Raw genomic sequence first — 16,942 nt, 5'->3', positions numbered from 1 at the left:
TATCGTTTAGCGCAGCAGCACGTTCTTAACATAGGTATAGCTTTCCCGGATGCTGTCGAACGGATCAATGGTAATTTTATCCTGCTCTACGAAGAGATGCTTTACGCCTGCCTGTGCAGCTTTTGCGAAGATAGACCGGAAGTTGATGCTACCGGTGCCTACTTCAGCAAATGTAACGCCCGTGAGCAGTTCCATGGAGGTCTTGTTTTCGGTGCCTGCGGCAGTGAGGCTGGCAGTATTGTTTTTGTCCATGTCCTTCACATGCCAGGCAACAAAGCGGTGAGGAGCTTCCGCAAATAGTTTCAGCGGATCTATCCCTGATTTTACGGCCCAGAAAAGATCCAATTCAAATGAAACGAGGGAGGGACTGGTTTCTTTCAGCAGTATATCGTACCCTGTGCCATTGCCGTTTGATAATGGTTTGAATTCCCAGTAGTGGTTGTGGTAGCCAATATGGAGATTAGCTTTTTTGCATAGCTCGCCGGCCTTGTTCAGCTGGGCCGCCATGTATTTATAGGTGTCTGCTTCCGGTTTCTTATCCCACAGGGAGAGCGGGAGCACGGGCACAATGAAGTATTGCTGACCCAATGCTGCTGCCAGCTCTATCTGGGCTTTGAGTTCATCGTCCTTGCCGTTGCCGGGAGTGAGATAGTTGTTTAGCTGATAGTGACCACTTGGTGTGGTGAGATTATGCGTTTTGAGCAATGATTTCAGTGCGGATGGCTTCAGGCCCCAGAAGGTGCCCTGGTCCTGCGGTCCTTTGTAGCCGTAGAATGTTTCCACCTCATTGTAGCCTATTTTGGCTACTTTGGAAATGGTACCCTTCACGTCTTTATCCAGTTCATCGCGGAGCGTATACAGCTGCAATCCTATTTTTTTTGGAAGCGCCTTGTTACGTGATTGTGCCAGCAGGCTGCCTGGTAACATCAGGCCGGCGGCCATCAGTCCGGCGTTCTGGAGGAAGGAGCGTCTTGAAGTGTGCATGGGTAATAATTTTTATAACGTGGATTTAGAGGATATATAATGAAGAATGAAATTAACAAAACGATTTCATCCTTCATTATATTTTATTGGCATAAAATACAAACTGAATGTTAAACTTCATCGAAACCATACCTGTTGATCATTTCATCCAGCAGGTTTTTATGTTGTGTGGTATATAAGATCAGCTCGGCGGCTTCGCCGTCGTCATCAGTAAAGTAGGAGACCAGTTGTGATGGTTGCCAGAATATCAGCAGATGATTATGATCTGCCACTTTTTCCCAGTTGTTGGGGAGGCTGGCAAAAAATTGTTGTGCTGCTTCGTTTATTTCCAGCTCTTCATGAATGAGAGAGGCGCCAAACTCAAAACCCCCGGGTGTTGCGGCCTGAATGCTGCTATCGGCCATTACGCACTGATAGTATAATATCAACCGGATAAAATCTTCCGCTGATAATTCTTCCGAATGCCATTCCGGTTCTCCCTCTACATTTCCCGATTGATAAATGCTCTGATTGTCCAGGTCGATACTCCAGCTTACCACGCCCTGATTCTCATCAAGGAAAACCAGCTTTCTGCCGGACATATACAATTCATGTGGCGCCGCAAACTGCTGAAAGCCGCTGGTGAACAGGGGAAGGTTACCCACATGTTGATAAAAGTCGCGCAATGGCACGGGGAGCTGAATGTCTAGTCGCTGTTCTGCATCCCGGAGCTGTGATTCAGCGATGCCTTCTTCGGGCATCAGTTTACGTCCAAGTATTTTTTCGGCAGTCTGCCTCATGTCTGTCATTTGTTGGAAAGTATTTGTATGAAGATATTCAATATCTGCAAAACGATCACCCCGCTATTGGTTCATTTATCCGGCATATCTGCTGAAAATCTTACTGCATAAGTATTGCAGCAGATTACAGTCTGTCATAATTTTCTGAAAAATGTGCATTTATTTAATTAAATTGATTAGTACTTATTATCCTAAAGTACGTCTCATGAAGTTCATATTCCGGAAGAAGAATGATGGAGGAATGAAGAAGAAACCCCGATGGAAAGAGTGGATAGAAGCTGCGGTATTTGCGATAGTGGCGGCGACGCTGATCAGGACTTTCATCTTTGAGGCTTTTGTGATCCCCAGCAGTTCTATGGAAAAGACCCTGTTAGTCCACGACTACCTGTTTGTAAGTAAGATCAGCTATGGTCCGCGGTTGCCCAACACACCTGTTGCCTGGCCTTTTATGCACCATACCATGCCATTCACGAAAAACACCAACGCCTTTTCCACCATCGTAAAATGGCCGTATATGCGGTTGCCGGGCTTTTCAGCCGTGAAGCGGAATGACATTATCGTTTTTAATTATCCCTGCGGCGACAGTGTTTTCAAAAGCAAGGAAGGCACTGATCTCGACTATTACCCCAAAGTGCGGGGCTATGGATATGCAGAGGCGTGGAAGCAATTTGGCAAACCAATTGTACGTCCTGTTGATAAAAGAGAAAACCTGATTAAACGCTGCGTAGCTGTTGCGGGTGATACTATTCAGCTGATCAATGGTACATTGTTTGTTAACGGCGTGGCATCTGTATTTCCTCCTCACAGCATGCGTTCATTTCATGTGCGGCCGCGCGGCGGATACCCATTAAATGATAAACAACTCGAAGACCTGGGTCTGGAGAAGGATGCAGGTTACCTTCCCGGGGAGGATTCTGCCGACTTCATCTACGACCTGACCGTTGCTAATGTAAAGACGCTCACCGCTGCTGGCGCCAGGATAAAGCCGGATACGGCTACCTTCCAGGATCCGCGGTTGTTTCCCTATGATACTGGCAGCCACTGGACAGAAGAAAAACTTGGCCCTATATATATTCCCAGGAAAGGGAGCACTGTTCATCTCGACAGCCTTACGCTTCCCTTCTATAAGCGGATCATTGACACTTACGAGCATAATACACTTCGGGTATCTGATGGCCGCATCTTTATTAACGGAAAAGAGACGACCACCTATACATTTAAAATGAATTATTACTGGATGATGGGTGATAACCGGCGTCAGTCCACCGATTCGCGCTTCTGGGGCTATGTTCCGGAAGACCATATCGTTGGGAAAGCCTGGCTGATATGGTTAAGCTATGGCCATCACGGACTCAGGTGGAGAAGGCTATTCAATGCTATTAAATAGCGTTTAGCCGTTAACGCTTATCAGGTATTTTCCTGATGAGTGTTAACGGCTAAACGCTGTTCCTAATTTCCAATCTATATTTCCCTAATGACTGATCCCTGCCAGTAGTGCATCAAGAGCAGCCCTGTCCAGTAGTCTGCCTTTTACTACTACAGCGTGAATCTTTTGCGTGTTGGTAATATCTTCCAGTGGATTGGCATTCAGGAGGAGCACATCGGCTTTTTTGCCGGCAGCTACAGCTCCATAATTGGTTTTATGAAGATAGGCTGGTGAATTGATGACAGACGCCTGCAAAGCCTGTAATGGCGTGAGGCGGCCATACTTTACCAGCAGCGCCAGTTCCTGGTGCAGTCCGATACCCGGAAAATCATATGAGTTCAGGTAGCCTGCATCGGTGCCTGCCAGTATTTTTACGCCTGCTCTCAGTAACAATGGTAAGATACCAGCTGTTTTCCCGAACAGCTCATGACGTGCCGCTATTGCGGCGCTGTCGTCCATGGCGGCCCTTTTCACGCGCCACTCATAGGTGCGTTGCAGGCCTTTACCGATGTATTTCAGATATGGATCGTGTTCGTGATTGTCTTTATCCAGCCATGCAATAGTATAGCTGATGTTGAGGGTGGGCGTTACGGCTGTACCCTGCTGTGCCATGTAGCGGTAAGTTTTCAGCGCAGTAGCAGTATCGAAATTGGCGAGGATGTATTTGTTAATATCACGTCCTTTTATTTCGCCGGCAGCGATGCTCTTTGATAATGCAGCTTCATCCTTTACTCCGGCTTTCCAGGCGTAACCCAGATGTTCCACCGAACTGAGGCCGGCAGCGGATACCTGCTGCATAGTAAGTACATAGGGCACATGGCCGGAGATCGCAAAGCCTCTCTTCCTGGCCTCTTTTACAGCCTCGAGGTAAAGTTCCGGTTTGATCGTATTGTCGGTGATTTTTACGAAATCTACTTTCAGTTGCTGGAGTGAGTCGAGGGCTTTGTGCAGTTCTGCTGTTGTACCTATTTCCAGGTCACCTAGCCAGATGGATTTATAACCTTCCAGTTTGGGGCCGGAGGTAAAGATGGTAGGACCTTGCAGAGTGCCGTTGTTGACAGAATCGCGCCATTGCAGTACAGAAAGACTGATATCCGCAGCGCAGTCGCGCACCGTGGTGATACCGTGCGCGAGATACAGTGGCAGGAAGTTTTTGTTTTCTGCAGCCAGCGTATCACCACCGCCGAAATGCATATGCATGTCCCAAAGGCCGGGCATGGCGTATTTGCCGCTGCCATCAACGATTTGGGAGGAGGCGTAATGTTTTGCCTGTTTGCTGCCGGTAACAGCAATGATACTGTCATTCCTGATAATAATCGATTGATCGGGTATGATCCTGCCATTGCTGACATCGATTATTTTTACTGAGGAGATGACGAGATCAGCTTTTTTCTGCTGACCGGAAGCATGGACGCCGCATAGTATAGCGAGAGAGAAAAGAACCTTTTTCATCTGTATTATCTGCACCGCTTTTTAATATAACGGCAAAGTTACCCTGTGGCCGTGGTGGTTGATGGTACAGATTATCACATATCCGGTACTTTTTATGCCTGGCGGCGGAAATCGAGCGGGGCTTGCCCGGAGTATTTTTTGAAGAAGCGGGAGAAGTAGGAGCTATCATTAAAGCCCAGGGTCCAGGCGATTTCTTTAACGTCCATAGTGGTCAGAGCCAGCATGCGTCTGGCTTCCAGCAGGATGCGTTCGCGGATGTATTCACCGGCTGTAGTGCCTGTTTCCTTTTTACATACCTGGTTAAGGTAACTGGGTGTTACATGTAGTTTACCTGCATAATAACTTACCTCGCTGTCCTGGGCGTAGTGTTTTTCCAGCAGCTGCAGGAAGCGGTTGATGAGATGGCTGGATGCTGCAGCTGTTTCCACCGGATGAGCGTTCATGTACCAGTGCTGCAAGAGTAACAGTACTATTTGTAGCCGGTGTTGTACAATATTGGCGGTTGTTTCTTTTTCCATTAGCGACAGTTCAATAGTCAGCTGCCGGTGTTCTTCCGTATTGAGTTGCAGGAACGGAATGGATGCCGGTGCAAAGAAAGGCCATAACTGGTTGTTATGTAGCATGAAGTCGCCGGAAAACATCACCTGGTAACCCTGTGTGTTTTCTGAAAGCCTCCACTGGTGTGCTTGTCCTGGCGCCAGGAAGAAGACGGTGTACGGCCCTGCTTTGTATTCCCGGAAGTCGATGCTGTGGGTGCCGTGGCCTTTGTCTATTACCAGGAGCATAAAGAAGTCGTGTTTATGGGCTTCTTCTATTACCGGCATGTTTATGGGAGTATGGTGCATGATCTTGAAATCCTCCTGTTTGTATGGGAGATTAAAGATCTTTTCAATTCCTAAGGTAGGTAACGGCTTTCGCATGTCGATTTCAGGTGTCGATAAGGCTGACAATATCTGAAAATAAATAATAATCGAATAACTTCGCCGTAATATGCCCGTAATACACAATTCAGATTACCAGGCGCCGTTCCTGTTGCAGAACCGTCATATGCTTACGATCTATCCGTCGCTCTTCCGCAGCATAAGGCCGGCCAGCTACAGGCGCGTGCGCATCGATACGCCTGATAACGATTTCCTGGACCTGGACTTCAGCGAGAAAGGGAGTGATCGTATTGTGGTAATATTGCATGGGCTGGAGGGGAGTTCTACGCGTAAGTACGTGATAGGTATGGTACATATCTTCAATGAGGCGGGGTTTGATACTGTCTCTATGAATTTCCGCGGATGCAGCGGCACGCCCAACAGGAACCTTTGCTTTTACCACAGCGGCGAAACCGGAGACCTGGACACTGTCATACATTACCTGGTATCCCTGAAAAAATATAAGAGTATCCACCTGGTTGGATTTTCGCTGGGCGGGAATGTTACCCTGAAGTATATCGGCGAGCGGGGAAGATATGTTCACGGCAGCATTCGTTCTGCAGTAGCCATCTCTGCGCCCTGCGATCTGAAAAGCAGTTCTGCTGAACTGGAGAAAGCACACAATATCATCTATATGCAGCGTTTTGTTCGTGAGTTGGGCCACAAGCTGCAACAGAAAAAGGCGCAGTATCCGGATGCCATCAACCTGGATCATTACGAAAAGATCAAAAATTTCAGACAATTTGACGACCGTTATACCGCGCCTATGCATGGTTTCAGAGATGCGTTGGATTATTGGGGGAAATGCAGTTCACGACAGTTTTTGCACCAGATCACTATCCCTACCTTGCTGATCAACGCCAAAGACGACCCTTTCCTCGGAGCCGACTGCTTTCCTTACGAAATTGCAGCAGAACATGAACACTTCCATTTGGAGACACCACATTCCGGTGGCCACGTGGGTTTTGTGAGGTTCGGCCAGAATTATTACTGGTCGGAGAAAAGGGCGTTGGAGTTTCTCACGGAAAGAGGCTAGACTATACTCTTACTACAACTTTGCCTCGTGTTCTTCTCGTTTCCACTTGTTGATGTGCTTTCGGCAGGTCTGCGAAATCATAGGTAGCGGCTACATGTGAACGCAGGATACCTTTTTCCAGGAGGGCGGCAAGTTGTTTCATATCATCTCCGTTGGAGGTTACGATGAGCCGGTGAGCATATACATTTTTGGCTTTGGCTTTCTCAGCGATAGCGCCTTCGAAGAAGGTGAGCAGGCTGATAACGCGACCTCCCGGCTTCACCGCATCGAGGGAACGCAGCAGGTGATCACCGAAGACGGAGTCTATGACAATGTCTGCATCGGTTATTTTTTCTTCCGGTTTCTCTATTGTATAATCAATGAATTCATCGGCGCCGAGATCCAGCACGAATTGCCTGTTGGCCGCAGAGGCGGTACCAATTACATAAGCGCCTAAGTGTTTGGCAATCTGCACAGCATAATGACCTACACCTCCCGCTGCTGCATGGATCAGTACTTTATCACCCTTTTGGATTTTGGCGTAAGGGACCAGCGCCTGCCATGCAGTAAGGGCGGCCAAAGTAGCTGCTGCAGCCTCTTCATGTGAAATGTTGGCCGGTTTCAGTGCCAGCTGACTGGCGGGAGCCGCTACGTATTCTGCATAGGCTTTCCCGTGACCAGTGAAATTCACCATACCGAATACATCGTCTCCCTTTTTGAATGCGGTGACCGCGCTGCCGGTTTCCGTAATGGTGCCGGAAATGTCCCATCCCAGGATAACGGCTTCTCCCGGTCTGGGTTTAACGATGCCGGCAAGCGACTGCTCATGCTGCCTTACATAGGTATCCACCGGATTGATGGAAATGGCCTTTACGTTTACCAGTACTTCATCTGGCTGAAGCGTAGGTTTGTTTATATTTGTCAGGATCAGGTTTTCTGTACCGCCGGTTTGTTGGAGAATTATTGCTTTCATGTGTGTTGTTTGATTGTTGATAATGCAAAATTCGGTTAAGGCGGAGTTATAATTCTTGTATAAATTTGGGTTAAACAAGTACTTTTATAGGTATGCAGATAGAGAATTTGTTTCAACCGTACGAGATCACTTTTAAAACGTCCGACGATTGCCCCGTTGGGCCTCACAAACATACTTTCTTTGAGCTGGCGTGTATTTTGTCCGGCGAAGGCACGCATCATATCAATGATAATAAGTTTGAATACTATGCGGATAATATGTTCCTGCTGATGCCGATGGATTCACATTATTTCCGGGTGAGAAGCACGACTTCCTTTATGCTGATACGTTTCAACAATATCTTCCTGAAAGGGCAGAAAACAGCTGATCAGCATAGCAACCTGGGAGAATGGATACAGAAGCTGGAATATATCTTTCAGAATAATAATCATCATCAGGGGTGTATTATCAGGAACAGGGAAGACAAGCCACTGGTAAGGGCTGTACTTGAAGCGATCAGGCATGAGCACAAAAATGATAAGGTGCTTCATAAGGAACTGATGCAGCATCTGATCAATACGCTGATTACGCTGGTAGCCAGGAATATTTCCCTGCACATAGCCGAGAAGACGAAGGTCAGCCAACACTCCATGCTGGACATGATGAACTATATACACATGAATATTTACAATGCGGAGAAGTTAAAGGCCGAGAGTATTGCTGCACATTTTAATATTTCATTGAACTATATCAGCGAATACTTTAAGAAGCATGCAGGAGAAACGTTGCAGCAGTATATCATCAATTACAAATTGTCACTGGCAGAGATCAGGCTGAAGCATAGCGATATGCGGCTGAATGAAATTGCTTTTGAGCTGGGCTTTACGGATGAAAGCCATCTCACTAAAACATTTAAAAAGTATAAGGGTATTAGTCCGGCAATGTACCGCAAAACTAACCTGGCGCTTGCCTCCTGATGTCTTACAGGAGAAAAATTGTATCAGGGGAATCCCCCCGTTGAGGGGGGATTCAGTCTAAAAATTTTCTTCATCTTCTTCATCCTCTTCTGCCAGGTCATTTTCATCTAAATCTTCTTCCTCATCATAATCCAGTTCTTCACTTTCAAGATCATAGTTGTTTTCGCTTTCAGTCTGCTGGAATTCACCGGTCTGCTCACGTTTGCTTACGCCCGGACCCGGTGAGGGATTGCTGGCTGATTGATTACGTTTGTCCATAAAATTGAATTTTTTGTGTTGAGGAAATCAGTAATACTGGTATTCGCACAAAGACTACGCCACCACGGGAAGCATTCATTTACAATGATATTGATGGGAAGGCTGCGAAAATAATTACACAACCGTTATATAAAAAGGCAACAATTGTTGCCGACCGGAGCAAATCCGATGTGTCTGGTAAAAGGATTGTACTTGTGTCCTGATTTAAATAACCGTTGGGTAGAGGTTTAGAAATGATAAAGTATGCCCATACCAATCCCGATATTGGAAAGGTTAGCAGGTTCATAGAGTCGCGGCTCTGGTTCATTCGGGTTGGGAGTTCCCTGGAAGTAACCACTTTTTTTGTATACCCATGATTTATCTACAACTCTTAGTTGGGGCAACTGATCCACACCGTTTATCGCATAGCTGGTATAACGTCCTCTTGTAATAGGCAAGGAGATCATTTGTCCGTTTATCTCTGTAAAGAATGATGAGGATGGTGATATACGGAATGCCAGTCCGAAACAGGCTGTAAATCCTACTTTTGCTTTTACCGTTTCAATGCTTTTGAAAGTGAATTGAAGAGATTGATTGTCTATAACAGTCAACACATTGCCGTCACCATAACGATTGGTGGCAGTGGAAATAGCCAGCCCCAGTTTTGTATAGATGGAAAGAAGGTCGCCACTGTTGCGAATCACAATCACCGGTTTGAAGAGCAGGCTACGTACATATTGCGAACTACTGCCGGAAGTATTGTCCTCGCTTTCAGTGTAGGTTGCTGTTACTTTGTTTCCGAATATATATTCTGCGTTCAATTCGAAGCCGAAGGTGTTATTGATCATCTTACCTATGCCCGCCAGTATCGTAAAGCCTTTACCATATGATCCGTATACACCTTTCGTATACGTCTTACCGTTGAGAACAACGGTAGCCTCATTCAGTTTTTGTGGATTAGCTGCAAAGTCGTAGGAGGTTTTCAATATCAGATATGGGGCGGTGGATTGAGCACAGGTAACCACTGAACAGAACATTATAACGATAATATATGTTGTTAAATGAAGTTTCATAAAAATCAATTTTAATTTCTCTGGAAATACTTGAATACAAAATCCCTTCCGTTGGTGTAGAAAAACTTATTCATCGCAGCTTCCGGGGAAAGGCCATGGAGTAAACGCTGCATGTTGTGTATTTCAGCGAAGATGTGTACGAAGACCACCATCTTTTCATGGAACAGCGGTATGGATTCGGCAGAAGGAGCTAATTGTAACGGCTGTATGAAACCATCGTAATCGGAGCCTATGGCGAGATGGTCCCATGCAGTAGCGTTTTGCCTGCCACATACTTCAATGACATGAAATATATTACGAAGGAGTGGCTCAGCGCGATAGTAATCTTCAAAACTGATTTCTGTGCCGTCAGATAATTTGTGCCTGAATTTTCTGTAGAGGTCATTGAAAACATGTTTCAGGTGAGCTTTATATCGCCAGGTATAGTTCGGCATAGTGAAACCAAGTATGCGCCTGTCCATGTTCAGGCCAATAATCCCATCACTTTCATAGATGTACTTGATTTCCTCATCGCAGAAGTTGATCCCCCAGGGATAGAACCAGCCCAGGGTATTGAAATTGGCTGTATTATCAAAGGGATTGAATGCCTCCGGGATAGTCTCAACAGCATCACCGAAGTAAAGTGCACGGTCCTGCGGAGAGAGGGCCTTGGTATAAGCCCGCCAGAAAAGATCCCTTTCACTGGCCTGGATCTTATAGAAGGTCCGACCGAATATCAGTTCCTCATACGAATCCCGTAGGGGGTATAGCCCTGTGGCAATAGCTACCGGTCTTCGTTTCCCACTTAATCCGATATGTGATGCGATAATGGGAATCGTTGGAAGCTGCCGGGCTCTTCTTACTTTATTGAGGCTGTCGATGAATGTGTAATACTCAAACCTGGTACGAAGATCCATGTGCTTTACATCTATATAGATGGGATGGTTGTAATCATGTTCTGCGTCCAGCAATTTGAGCATTACTGCATAGCCAATATCAGTCGTATATTCATCTGCCGTATAGGGTGTTGTGATTTTAATTTTCCGCTTACCTATTGCTATCGTGCTGTCCCGGTATCTGCCACCATGCACTTTTCCAATGATACCATCGCCGTATTTTGCGAAAACATTTTTGTTGAAGTCATCGGAAAGGCTGGCAGCAGTGAGTAATCCACGGCGAAGACCTGGCTTATCAAGGCTTTTAGCATTACCAAACATTTTGTTCCAGCCGAAATGGGCTACCGTGATGAAGAAGACATGATGAGGCAGATTGCGCAGCGTTTCTATATTCTTCAATATTTCTGTGCGGCATGGCGTATCACAACCCTTGTCACGGATGTTGTCTATCTTGTTCAGTACTTCATTCCCGAAAAGCACGTGGCCTCCTTCTGCTGTTATTACCATACCTATTCCCCCTTCGGCGACGATACGCCGCAGATCAGCGTTGTTCCTTGCTATGAGAATCTTGGTATTGTTGTAAACAGAGTCCTGGTTGATTGCATAGTAATACTCGCCCATAAATTCTTTGAACGAGGAATTATTTTCCGCTGCGAGGATCTCTTGTCGTTTCATGGACATATGTGTAACAAAATGGAGATTCATCCACCGGGAGCCGGATGTAGCCAACATAATCTTTTCAGGTGGGGTGATAGACATGCAAAAGACTGAACCTCCCAGCCCGTGCAGGTTGGCATACCCGGACTGATCATAGTTCAGCATATTCGATTCTTTCCCGTTCCGTTTGTGCTTTGCTTTTTTGTTATACAATATCCAGTTAGTATGGCCATATTTTTTCCTGAGATACGCAGGGTTGTCAGCATAAAAGATGGTGCTGTCGGGATCTTCTACATAGCGGTAATAATTTTTGAATGAAGTATGAATGTGAAAGTCAGAAAAGGGCTTGTAGGTGCTGGTGTCCTGTTGGGCAAAACAAACAATTGTTGTTATCTGAAGACAGCAGCCCAGTAGCCATGTTTTTAATGACATGCTGATGGTGGATTACATATGGGATGTTTATAATAGCGGTATCCTATTTAAAACATCCTGTATGCAGCAATGGTTCACCAGAAAGGAAAATATCTGCATTTCGTATAGCCGTGACAGCACCTGACCACCTGACAGATTCGTGGGAAGGTATATCTTTAACGTTGCAGAATGGCCACTGTACCCATACCGCCAGCAGTGCAAATGGAGATCAACGCCCTACCACCGCCCCGCTCCTGGAGGATTTTTGCAGTCTGTGCTACAATGCGGGCACCGGTGGCGCCAAAGGGGTGTCCGATGGCCACACTGCCACCCTTTATATTCAGTTTGCTGCGATCTATTCTGCCCAGCGGGGTATCGTATCCCAGTTTTTTGCAATAGTCCGCATCTTCCCACGCTTTGAGTGTGCATAGTACCTGTCCGCAGAATGCTTCATGGATCTCATATACATCGAAGTCCTGTAGCGTGAGGTGGTTGCGTTTGAGCAATCGTGCCACTGCATAGGTGGGGGCTATGAGCAGCCCGTCTCCATGTACATAATCTACTGCTGCGGATTCGGCATCTATGAGATAAGCCACCGGTTGCCAGTTGTGCTGTTGTGCATATTCTTCTGATGACAACAATATTGCAGAAGCTCCATCTGAATATAATGTGCTGTTGCCTGCTGTGAGGGAGCCGGTGCCGCTACGGTCGAATGCAGGTTTCAGAGCAGCCAGTTTTTCCGGTGTGGTATCGGGGCGTACGATGGTATCCTTTTTTACGCCTTTGAATTCAAACACCAGGTCATTGAAGAACCCCGCATCATAAGCACGTGCGGCATGCATATGGCTGTCGTAAGCGAGTGCATCTTGCTGTTGCCGCGTGATACCCCATTCCTTCACCATGAGTTCTGTATGCTGTCCCATGGATAAGCCTGTGCGTGGCTCCAGGGTGGAAGGGTACAGCGGAGAGAGGTCTTTAAAGCCAATAGAGGTCAATATTTTCAGCCGTTCACCGAAGGATCTGGCATTGCGAAGATCTATCAGTTTCCAGGAGAGCTGGCGCCGGATCATGGCCGGCAGATCACTGTTGGTGTCGCTACCACCAGCGATACCTGTTTCTATTTGTCCCGCTGCAATACGCAGGCCCAGCTGCACGGCGGCATCGAGGCTGGTGGCACAAGCGCGTTGCAGGTTATAAGCGGGTGTATGTGGGTTCAGGCTACTACCCACCACACATTCACGCGCCAGATTCCAGTCAGTGGAATGTGTCATTACGACACCAAGTGCTACATCGCCAAGCCGTTTGTCTTCCAGCCCGTAGCGCCGTATCAGCGCATTCAGGCAGGCGGTCAGCATTTCCTGGTTGGTGGTGCGGCGGTACTGTGCGAAGGACTTAACAAAGGGGACACGTTGACCACCGATGATCGCAACTTTTCTCATAGAACATGATTTAATTAAAGTTACGGTAGAATTTATTGATTTAATAAACTCAGAATCCCGAAATGCTTCCTATCTTCGCGCCTCAGTTCTTTACCGATCTATTTTAATGTGGGTGGGCGTGAATAACGCCCTTAAAAAGGAACCGTGTGCAAATCACGGGCTGTCGCGCAACTGTAAGTAACGCACAGGTTGCTGCCGCTTTATATCCATTTTTCCGCCAGGAAAGAGAAGGATGGCAGTAATGTTACAAGCCAGGATACTTGCCTCATTATTTACAGACAAATGCTTTCGCGGTTTTAAAGCAGTAGTCGGAATAACATGTGCTTCAGGCCTTCTGCCGGGGGCATCTGTGCGTTTCACATCTACATTATTATTCCCGGAAGCATACCAGAAAACGTAAGGAGCATTATTAAACATAATGTTTACACTAAAGTTTTATGCGTATGCTAAAAATGTACTCCCTTGCCGGTGTAATGCTGCTGGCTGGCCGTGCCATGGGGCAGCGGGCCGACACCATCGTTCCCAAAACATTGAATGAAATTGAGATTCTTTCGGGAACGGCTACACGAACCTCTTTTGGTAAACTCGATGTCCCCCTCAGATCTTTGCCTGCTACGGTCAATACCGTGAATGGCGCGGCTTTGCAACTAAGAGGAGTGGACGATATGCTCGCTGCATTGAATAATGTAGAAGGTGTGAGACCAGTATCTACTTACGGCGCATTTCAGCATTATGTAATCCGGGGATTCAATGATTTTTTGTTGCTGGTAGACGGTTTCAGAGACGAGCGTCAAAATATTGCTACCAGCGCTACGATGAGCAACCTCGCGGCAGTAGACCATATAGAAGTGCTCAAAGGCCCGGGAGCAGCTATGTACGGGCATTCGGGTATCGGCGGTATTATCAATATCATCCGAAAACAACCTTCAGCAGTACCAGTTTACGAATTCAATGCGCTGTATGGTAGCTACAATACACGCCGTATTAGCATAGGTGCTGGTGGCGCATTATCGTCCAAACTGCGCTATCGTGCAGATGTTGGTATCTCTGCTACGGATGGGTGGAGAAATGCCGGTAATAACCGTAATACGGCCTACTTTGCGCTGGATTATAATCTAACAGAAAAAGATAATTTCCAACTGCGTATCGGAGCTAACAAAGACCAATATGACAACGATGCGGGCATTCCCACCATTGACGGGCACTTGCTGACGGGTGTCAAAAGAAATTTTCGCTATAATACCGCTCAGGGCTATACGAAATCTGATCGCGCAGATGTACAGCTGCAATACTCCAGGAAAATTAACAGCCGTATGTCTATCACGGAACAAGCTGCCTACGCCTGGGATCTCATCAACTATTTTTCCTCGGAGTCACTGGATATAACACCTGGAAAAGACAGTGTGGCACGTGGCTACCTACAGTTCGAACATCATACCATGCCTTTTCAGAATACGCTGGATTTCTCCTGGGATCTGCCTTCCGGCAGCATACGACAGAAAATACTGACGGGCTGGTCGCTGAATGTATTGCACCGGTTCACAGATTACGACAACCCGCTGCGGGGCCGTACAGCTACGACGGTGGCGCTGATCGATCCCTTCGATAACCAGGGATACATTCCCGTTATCAACACACATCGCAAAACAATCGATGAAACGATGAACGGCGTTTATCTTCAGGACTGGATCAGCTTCTCACCTGCATTGAAGATACTGGCTGCTGTCCGCCTTGATCATTTCAATGGCAGATACAGAACAGACACGCTGCAAAGCCCTGTTACCAAAGGTTCCAGGGGTGACGCTTATGTGAAGAATACTACACAATTTACCTGGCGTGCGGGTTTTGTATATGAACCATTATCAACAGTGAATATCTATGGTTCCTATGCCACTTATTTCAAACCTGCCAGACAAGTGCCTGCTGTTACCAATCTTTCCCTGAGCCCTGAAACAGGTTACCAGGCAGAGCTAGGCGCCCGCCTGTCTTTAAATGCAGCATTGACATTGAATGTAACAGGATATTATCTGCTGAAGAGAAATATTATTGTCAGCCTGGGTAAGGGCGCCTATGATCAGGCCAGCGAAGCTTCGTCCAAAGGAGTAGAAGCGGACTTTACCTGGAAAGTGTGCACTGCTTTCACACTGACTACCGGTTACGCCTATACAGATGCACGCTTCAAAAGTTATACCAGCAAGATTACCGGCAGCGGCAATCTGGCCGGCAAACGACTGCCATATGCCATGGAGCACCAGTTCAACGTACAGGGTAACTATGAAGTATACCGCAATTTCGTATTGTATGCCGGTATGAATTACAACGGCAGCAATTATACTGATTCCCGCAATACTATCCTGTTACCGGAATATACATTGGTGAATGCCGGGGCAGCTTATGATTTTGGGAAAGTACGCATAGCTGTTAATGTGGATAACCTGCTGGACAACCGCAACTATTTTACTTCTGCCATCAACAATACACAGTTGTACCCGGGAATGCCAGCTAATTATAACGTGTCGCTTCGTTACAAATTCAACGGGCATTGATATGCATTTCAAAAGAAATCACTGGTTGCTCAGGCTACACCGCTACCTGGGTCTGCTTTTCTGCGCGCTCTTCCTCATGTGGTTCCTGTCGGGTATTGTGATGATGTATGTACGTTATCCTGTGCTGACAGCAGATGAGCGAAGAGCGCATCTGCCATTGCTGGATGTGGAAAAAGTGAAGTGCCTCCCACCGGCAGGAGATGTTACGCTCACAATGTTGCTGGACCGGCCTGTGTATAAATGTGGAAGTGAAGTTGTTTATGCTGATGACGGTACTGCATTGCCAGCTATTGACAGCCCCCGGGCGCTGTCAATAGCTGGTACATTTTTCGGTAACAGGTACGGAATTAAAAGCGTGGCAAGAATCAGTTCTCAGGATCAGTGGCTGAATAAAGGCTCATTTGTAGCCTATCTTCCTGCCTACAAGATAGAGATGAAAGACCCCGCTGCCACAACGTTGTATGTATCCTGTGTTACAGGAGAGGTATTTCAGGATGTAACACTGAAGGAGAAGATTCTTAGCTGGATGGGACCTATTCCTCACTGGCTGTATCTGAAAATATTAATTGTCCGGCCTCACAGGTATATCTGGACACAGGTGGTGATCTGGACATCGCTGATAGGATGTGTCATGTGCCTGAGTGGCATTGCTGCCGGTATTATCCGGTTCCGGCGCAGGCGTATTACACCATACAAGAAGAGGTGGTTGCGTTGGCATCACTATACGGGGCTTGTATTCGGGTTGTTTACTTTTACCTGGGTGTTCAGCGGCCTTTTTTCCATGGACCCGCTGAAAATGTCAGTGGATGCATCGCCGCCGGCAATGCATCCACTAATTGATATTACGGCGATGCAACACCTGAAAGGCCTGCCGGTGAAGGAAGTAAGGTGCACAAAAGTAAAAGACTATATTTACATGATTGCCTATACAAATTCTTCTACACCGGTAGTGATAGATCCGGATGCAGGCATTGTAAATAACGTGTGTTTGTCTGCACTAGATAGCGCTGTGCAATTGCTGGTGAATGCGCCTGTAGCTACCTGTGAAAAGTTGGATCATTACGATGCCTATTACCATGATCGTGCGGATCGCAAGCCTTTGCCAGTGATCCGTTATCAGTTTACCGATCAGGAGAATACTGCAATCTATGTGGACCCTCATACCGGAGAGGTGCTGTTGCGGTTGGATAATAACAGCC

General features: G+C 46.8%; 14 protein-coding genes and 1 riboswitch. Of the genes, 5 read left to right on the top strand and 9 right to left on the bottom strand.

Features of this window, described 5'->3' with window-relative positions; genetic code table 11:
- Window positions 1–6: 6 nt before the first annotated feature.
- Together VM802_RS22500 and VM802_RS22495 are read right to left on the bottom strand one after the other, a co-directional pair.
- Window positions 7–984, bottom strand: a complete 978-nt coding sequence (locus VM802_RS22500; protein ID WP_325534813.1) for a sugar phosphate isomerase/epimerase family protein — start codon at window positions 982–984, stop codon at window positions 7–9.
- Window positions 985–1,094: 110 nt separating this feature from the next.
- On the bottom strand, window positions 1,095–1,763 hold the full coding sequence (locus VM802_RS22495) for an SMI1/KNR4 family protein (RefSeq protein ID WP_325534811.1): 669 nt from the start codon (window positions 1,761–1,763) through the stop codon (window positions 1,095–1,097).
- 205 nt (window positions 1,764–1,968) lie between these two features.
- On the opposite strand from VM802_RS22495, the gene lepB reads away from it, so the two are divergent.
- Window positions 1,969–3,150 (top strand): signal peptidase I, encoded by a 1,182-nt coding sequence (gene lepB, locus VM802_RS22490; RefSeq protein WP_325534809.1) that lies wholly within the window; start codon window positions 1,969–1,971, stop codon window positions 3,148–3,150.
- 84 nt (window positions 3,151–3,234) lie between these two features.
- Here lepB and VM802_RS22485 read toward each other — a convergent pair whose 3' ends face one another.
- Window positions 3,235–4,641: an amidohydrolase family protein gene (locus VM802_RS22485; RefSeq protein ID WP_325534807.1), complete on the bottom strand. Its 1,407-nt coding sequence runs from the start codon at window positions 4,639–4,641 to the stop codon at window positions 3,235–3,237.
- A 92-nt stretch (window positions 4,642–4,733) separates the two neighbouring features.
- Window positions 4,734–5,561 (bottom strand): helix-turn-helix domain-containing protein, encoded by an 828-nt coding sequence (locus VM802_RS22480; RefSeq protein ID WP_325534805.1) that lies wholly within the window; start codon window positions 5,559–5,561, stop codon window positions 4,734–4,736.
- A 70-nt stretch (window positions 5,562–5,631) separates the two neighbouring features.
- Between VM802_RS22480 and VM802_RS22475 the strand changes: the two genes are divergently transcribed.
- Window positions 5,632–6,597: a YheT family hydrolase gene (locus VM802_RS22475; protein WP_325534803.1), complete on the top strand. Its 966-nt coding sequence runs from the start codon at window positions 5,632–5,634 to the stop codon at window positions 6,595–6,597.
- A gap of 1 nt (window position 6,598) precedes the next feature.
- On the opposite strand, the gene VM802_RS22470 is transcribed toward VM802_RS22475, so the two are convergent.
- The gene (locus VM802_RS22470) at window positions 6,599–7,549 is read right to left on the bottom strand and encodes an NADP-dependent oxidoreductase (protein ID WP_325534801.1); all 951 of its coding nucleotides are present in this window, start codon (window positions 7,547–7,549) and stop codon (window positions 6,599–6,601) included.
- Window positions 7,550–7,641: 92 nt separating this feature from the next.
- Here VM802_RS22470 and VM802_RS22465 point away from each other — a divergent pair, with 92 nt between their 5' ends.
- Window positions 7,642–8,505, top strand: a complete 864-nt coding sequence (locus tag VM802_RS22465) for a helix-turn-helix domain-containing protein (protein WP_325534799.1) — start codon at window positions 7,642–7,644, stop codon at window positions 8,503–8,505.
- 57 nt (window positions 8,506–8,562) lie between these two features.
- On the opposite strand, the gene VM802_RS22460 is transcribed toward VM802_RS22465, so the two are convergent.
- From VM802_RS22460 to VM802_RS22445, 4 genes are all read right to left on the bottom strand, one after another.
- On the bottom strand, window positions 8,563–8,763 hold the full coding sequence (locus VM802_RS22460) for a hypothetical protein (RefSeq protein ID WP_325534797.1): 201 nt from the start codon (window positions 8,761–8,763) through the stop codon (window positions 8,563–8,565).
- A gap of 227 nt (window positions 8,764–8,990) precedes the next feature.
- Window positions 8,991–9,815, bottom strand: a complete 825-nt coding sequence (locus VM802_RS22455) for a hypothetical protein (protein ID WP_325534795.1) — start codon at window positions 9,813–9,815, stop codon at window positions 8,991–8,993.
- An 11-nt stretch (window positions 9,816–9,826) separates the two neighbouring features.
- Entirely contained in the window at window positions 9,827–11,779 is a 1,953-nt protein-coding gene (locus VM802_RS22450) for a hypothetical protein (protein WP_325534794.1), read from the bottom strand.
- A 155-nt stretch (window positions 11,780–11,934) separates the two neighbouring features.
- On the bottom strand, window positions 11,935–13,197 hold the full coding sequence (locus VM802_RS22445) for an acetyl-CoA C-acetyltransferase (RefSeq protein WP_325534792.1): 1,263 nt from the start codon (window positions 13,195–13,197) through the stop codon (window positions 11,935–11,937).
- Between the two features lie 96 nt (window positions 13,198–13,293).
- Window positions 13,294–13,479: riboswitch (cobalamin riboswitch) on the top strand.
- A gap of 155 nt (window positions 13,480–13,634) precedes the next feature.
- Here VM802_RS22445 and VM802_RS22440 point away from each other — a divergent pair.
- Window positions 13,635–15,743 (top strand): TonB-dependent receptor, encoded by a 2,109-nt coding sequence (locus VM802_RS22440; RefSeq protein WP_325534790.1) that lies wholly within the window; start codon window positions 13,635–13,637, stop codon window positions 15,741–15,743.
- A 1-nt stretch (window position 15,744) separates the two neighbouring features.
- A partial coding sequence (locus tag VM802_RS22435; protein ID WP_325534788.1) for a PepSY domain-containing protein occupies window positions 15,745–16,942 on the top strand: 1,198 nt, incomplete at its 3' end.

Source organism: Chitinophaga sp. (assembly GCF_035538455.1).
Lineage (GTDB): Bacteria > Bacteroidota > Bacteroidia > Chitinophagales > Chitinophagaceae > Chitinophaga.
Note: the sequence above shows the minus strand (reverse complement) of the source record. Positions and strands in the feature narration are given on the sequence as shown.

Coding starts and splice junctions, on each gene's coding strand:
- VM802_RS22450 (WP_325534794.1), bottom strand. CDS start 11,779: ATGTCATTAAAAACATGGCTACTGGGCTGCTGTCTTCAGATAACAACA.
- VM802_RS22475 (WP_325534803.1), top strand. CDS start 5,632: ATGCCCGTAATACACAATTCAGATTACCAGGCGCCGTTCCTGTTGCAG.
- lepB (WP_325534809.1), top strand. CDS start 1,969: ATGAAGTTCATATTCCGGAAGAAGAATGATGGAGGAATGAAGAAGAAA.
- VM802_RS22465 (WP_325534799.1), top strand. CDS start 7,642: ATGCAGATAGAGAATTTGTTTCAACCGTACGAGATCACTTTTAAAACG.
- VM802_RS22500 (WP_325534813.1), bottom strand. CDS start 984: ATGCACACTTCAAGACGCTCCTTCCTCCAGAACGCCGGACTGATGGCC.
- VM802_RS22455 (WP_325534795.1), bottom strand. CDS start 9,815: ATGAAACTTCATTTAACAACATATATTATCGTTATAATGTTCTGTTCA.
- VM802_RS22480 (WP_325534805.1), bottom strand. CDS start 5,561: ATGCGAAAGCCGTTACCTACCTTAGGAATTGAAAAGATCTTTAATCTC.
- VM802_RS22440 (WP_325534790.1), top strand. CDS start 13,635: ATGCGTATGCTAAAAATGTACTCCCTTGCCGGTGTAATGCTGCTGGCT.
- VM802_RS22485 (WP_325534807.1), bottom strand. CDS start 4,641: ATGAAAAAGGTTCTTTTCTCTCTCGCTATACTATGCGGCGTCCATGCT.
- VM802_RS22495 (WP_325534811.1), bottom strand. CDS start 1,763: ATGAGGCAGACTGCCGAAAAAATACTTGGACGTAAACTGATGCCCGAA.
- VM802_RS22445 (WP_325534792.1), bottom strand. CDS start 13,197: ATGAGAAAAGTTGCGATCATCGGTGGTCAACGTGTCCCCTTTGTTAAG.
- VM802_RS22460 (WP_325534797.1), bottom strand. CDS start 8,763: ATGGACAAACGTAATCAATCAGCCAGCAATCCCTCACCGGGTCCGGGC.
- VM802_RS22470 (WP_325534801.1), bottom strand. CDS start 7,549: ATGAAAGCAATAATTCTCCAACAAACCGGCGGTACAGAAAACCTGATC.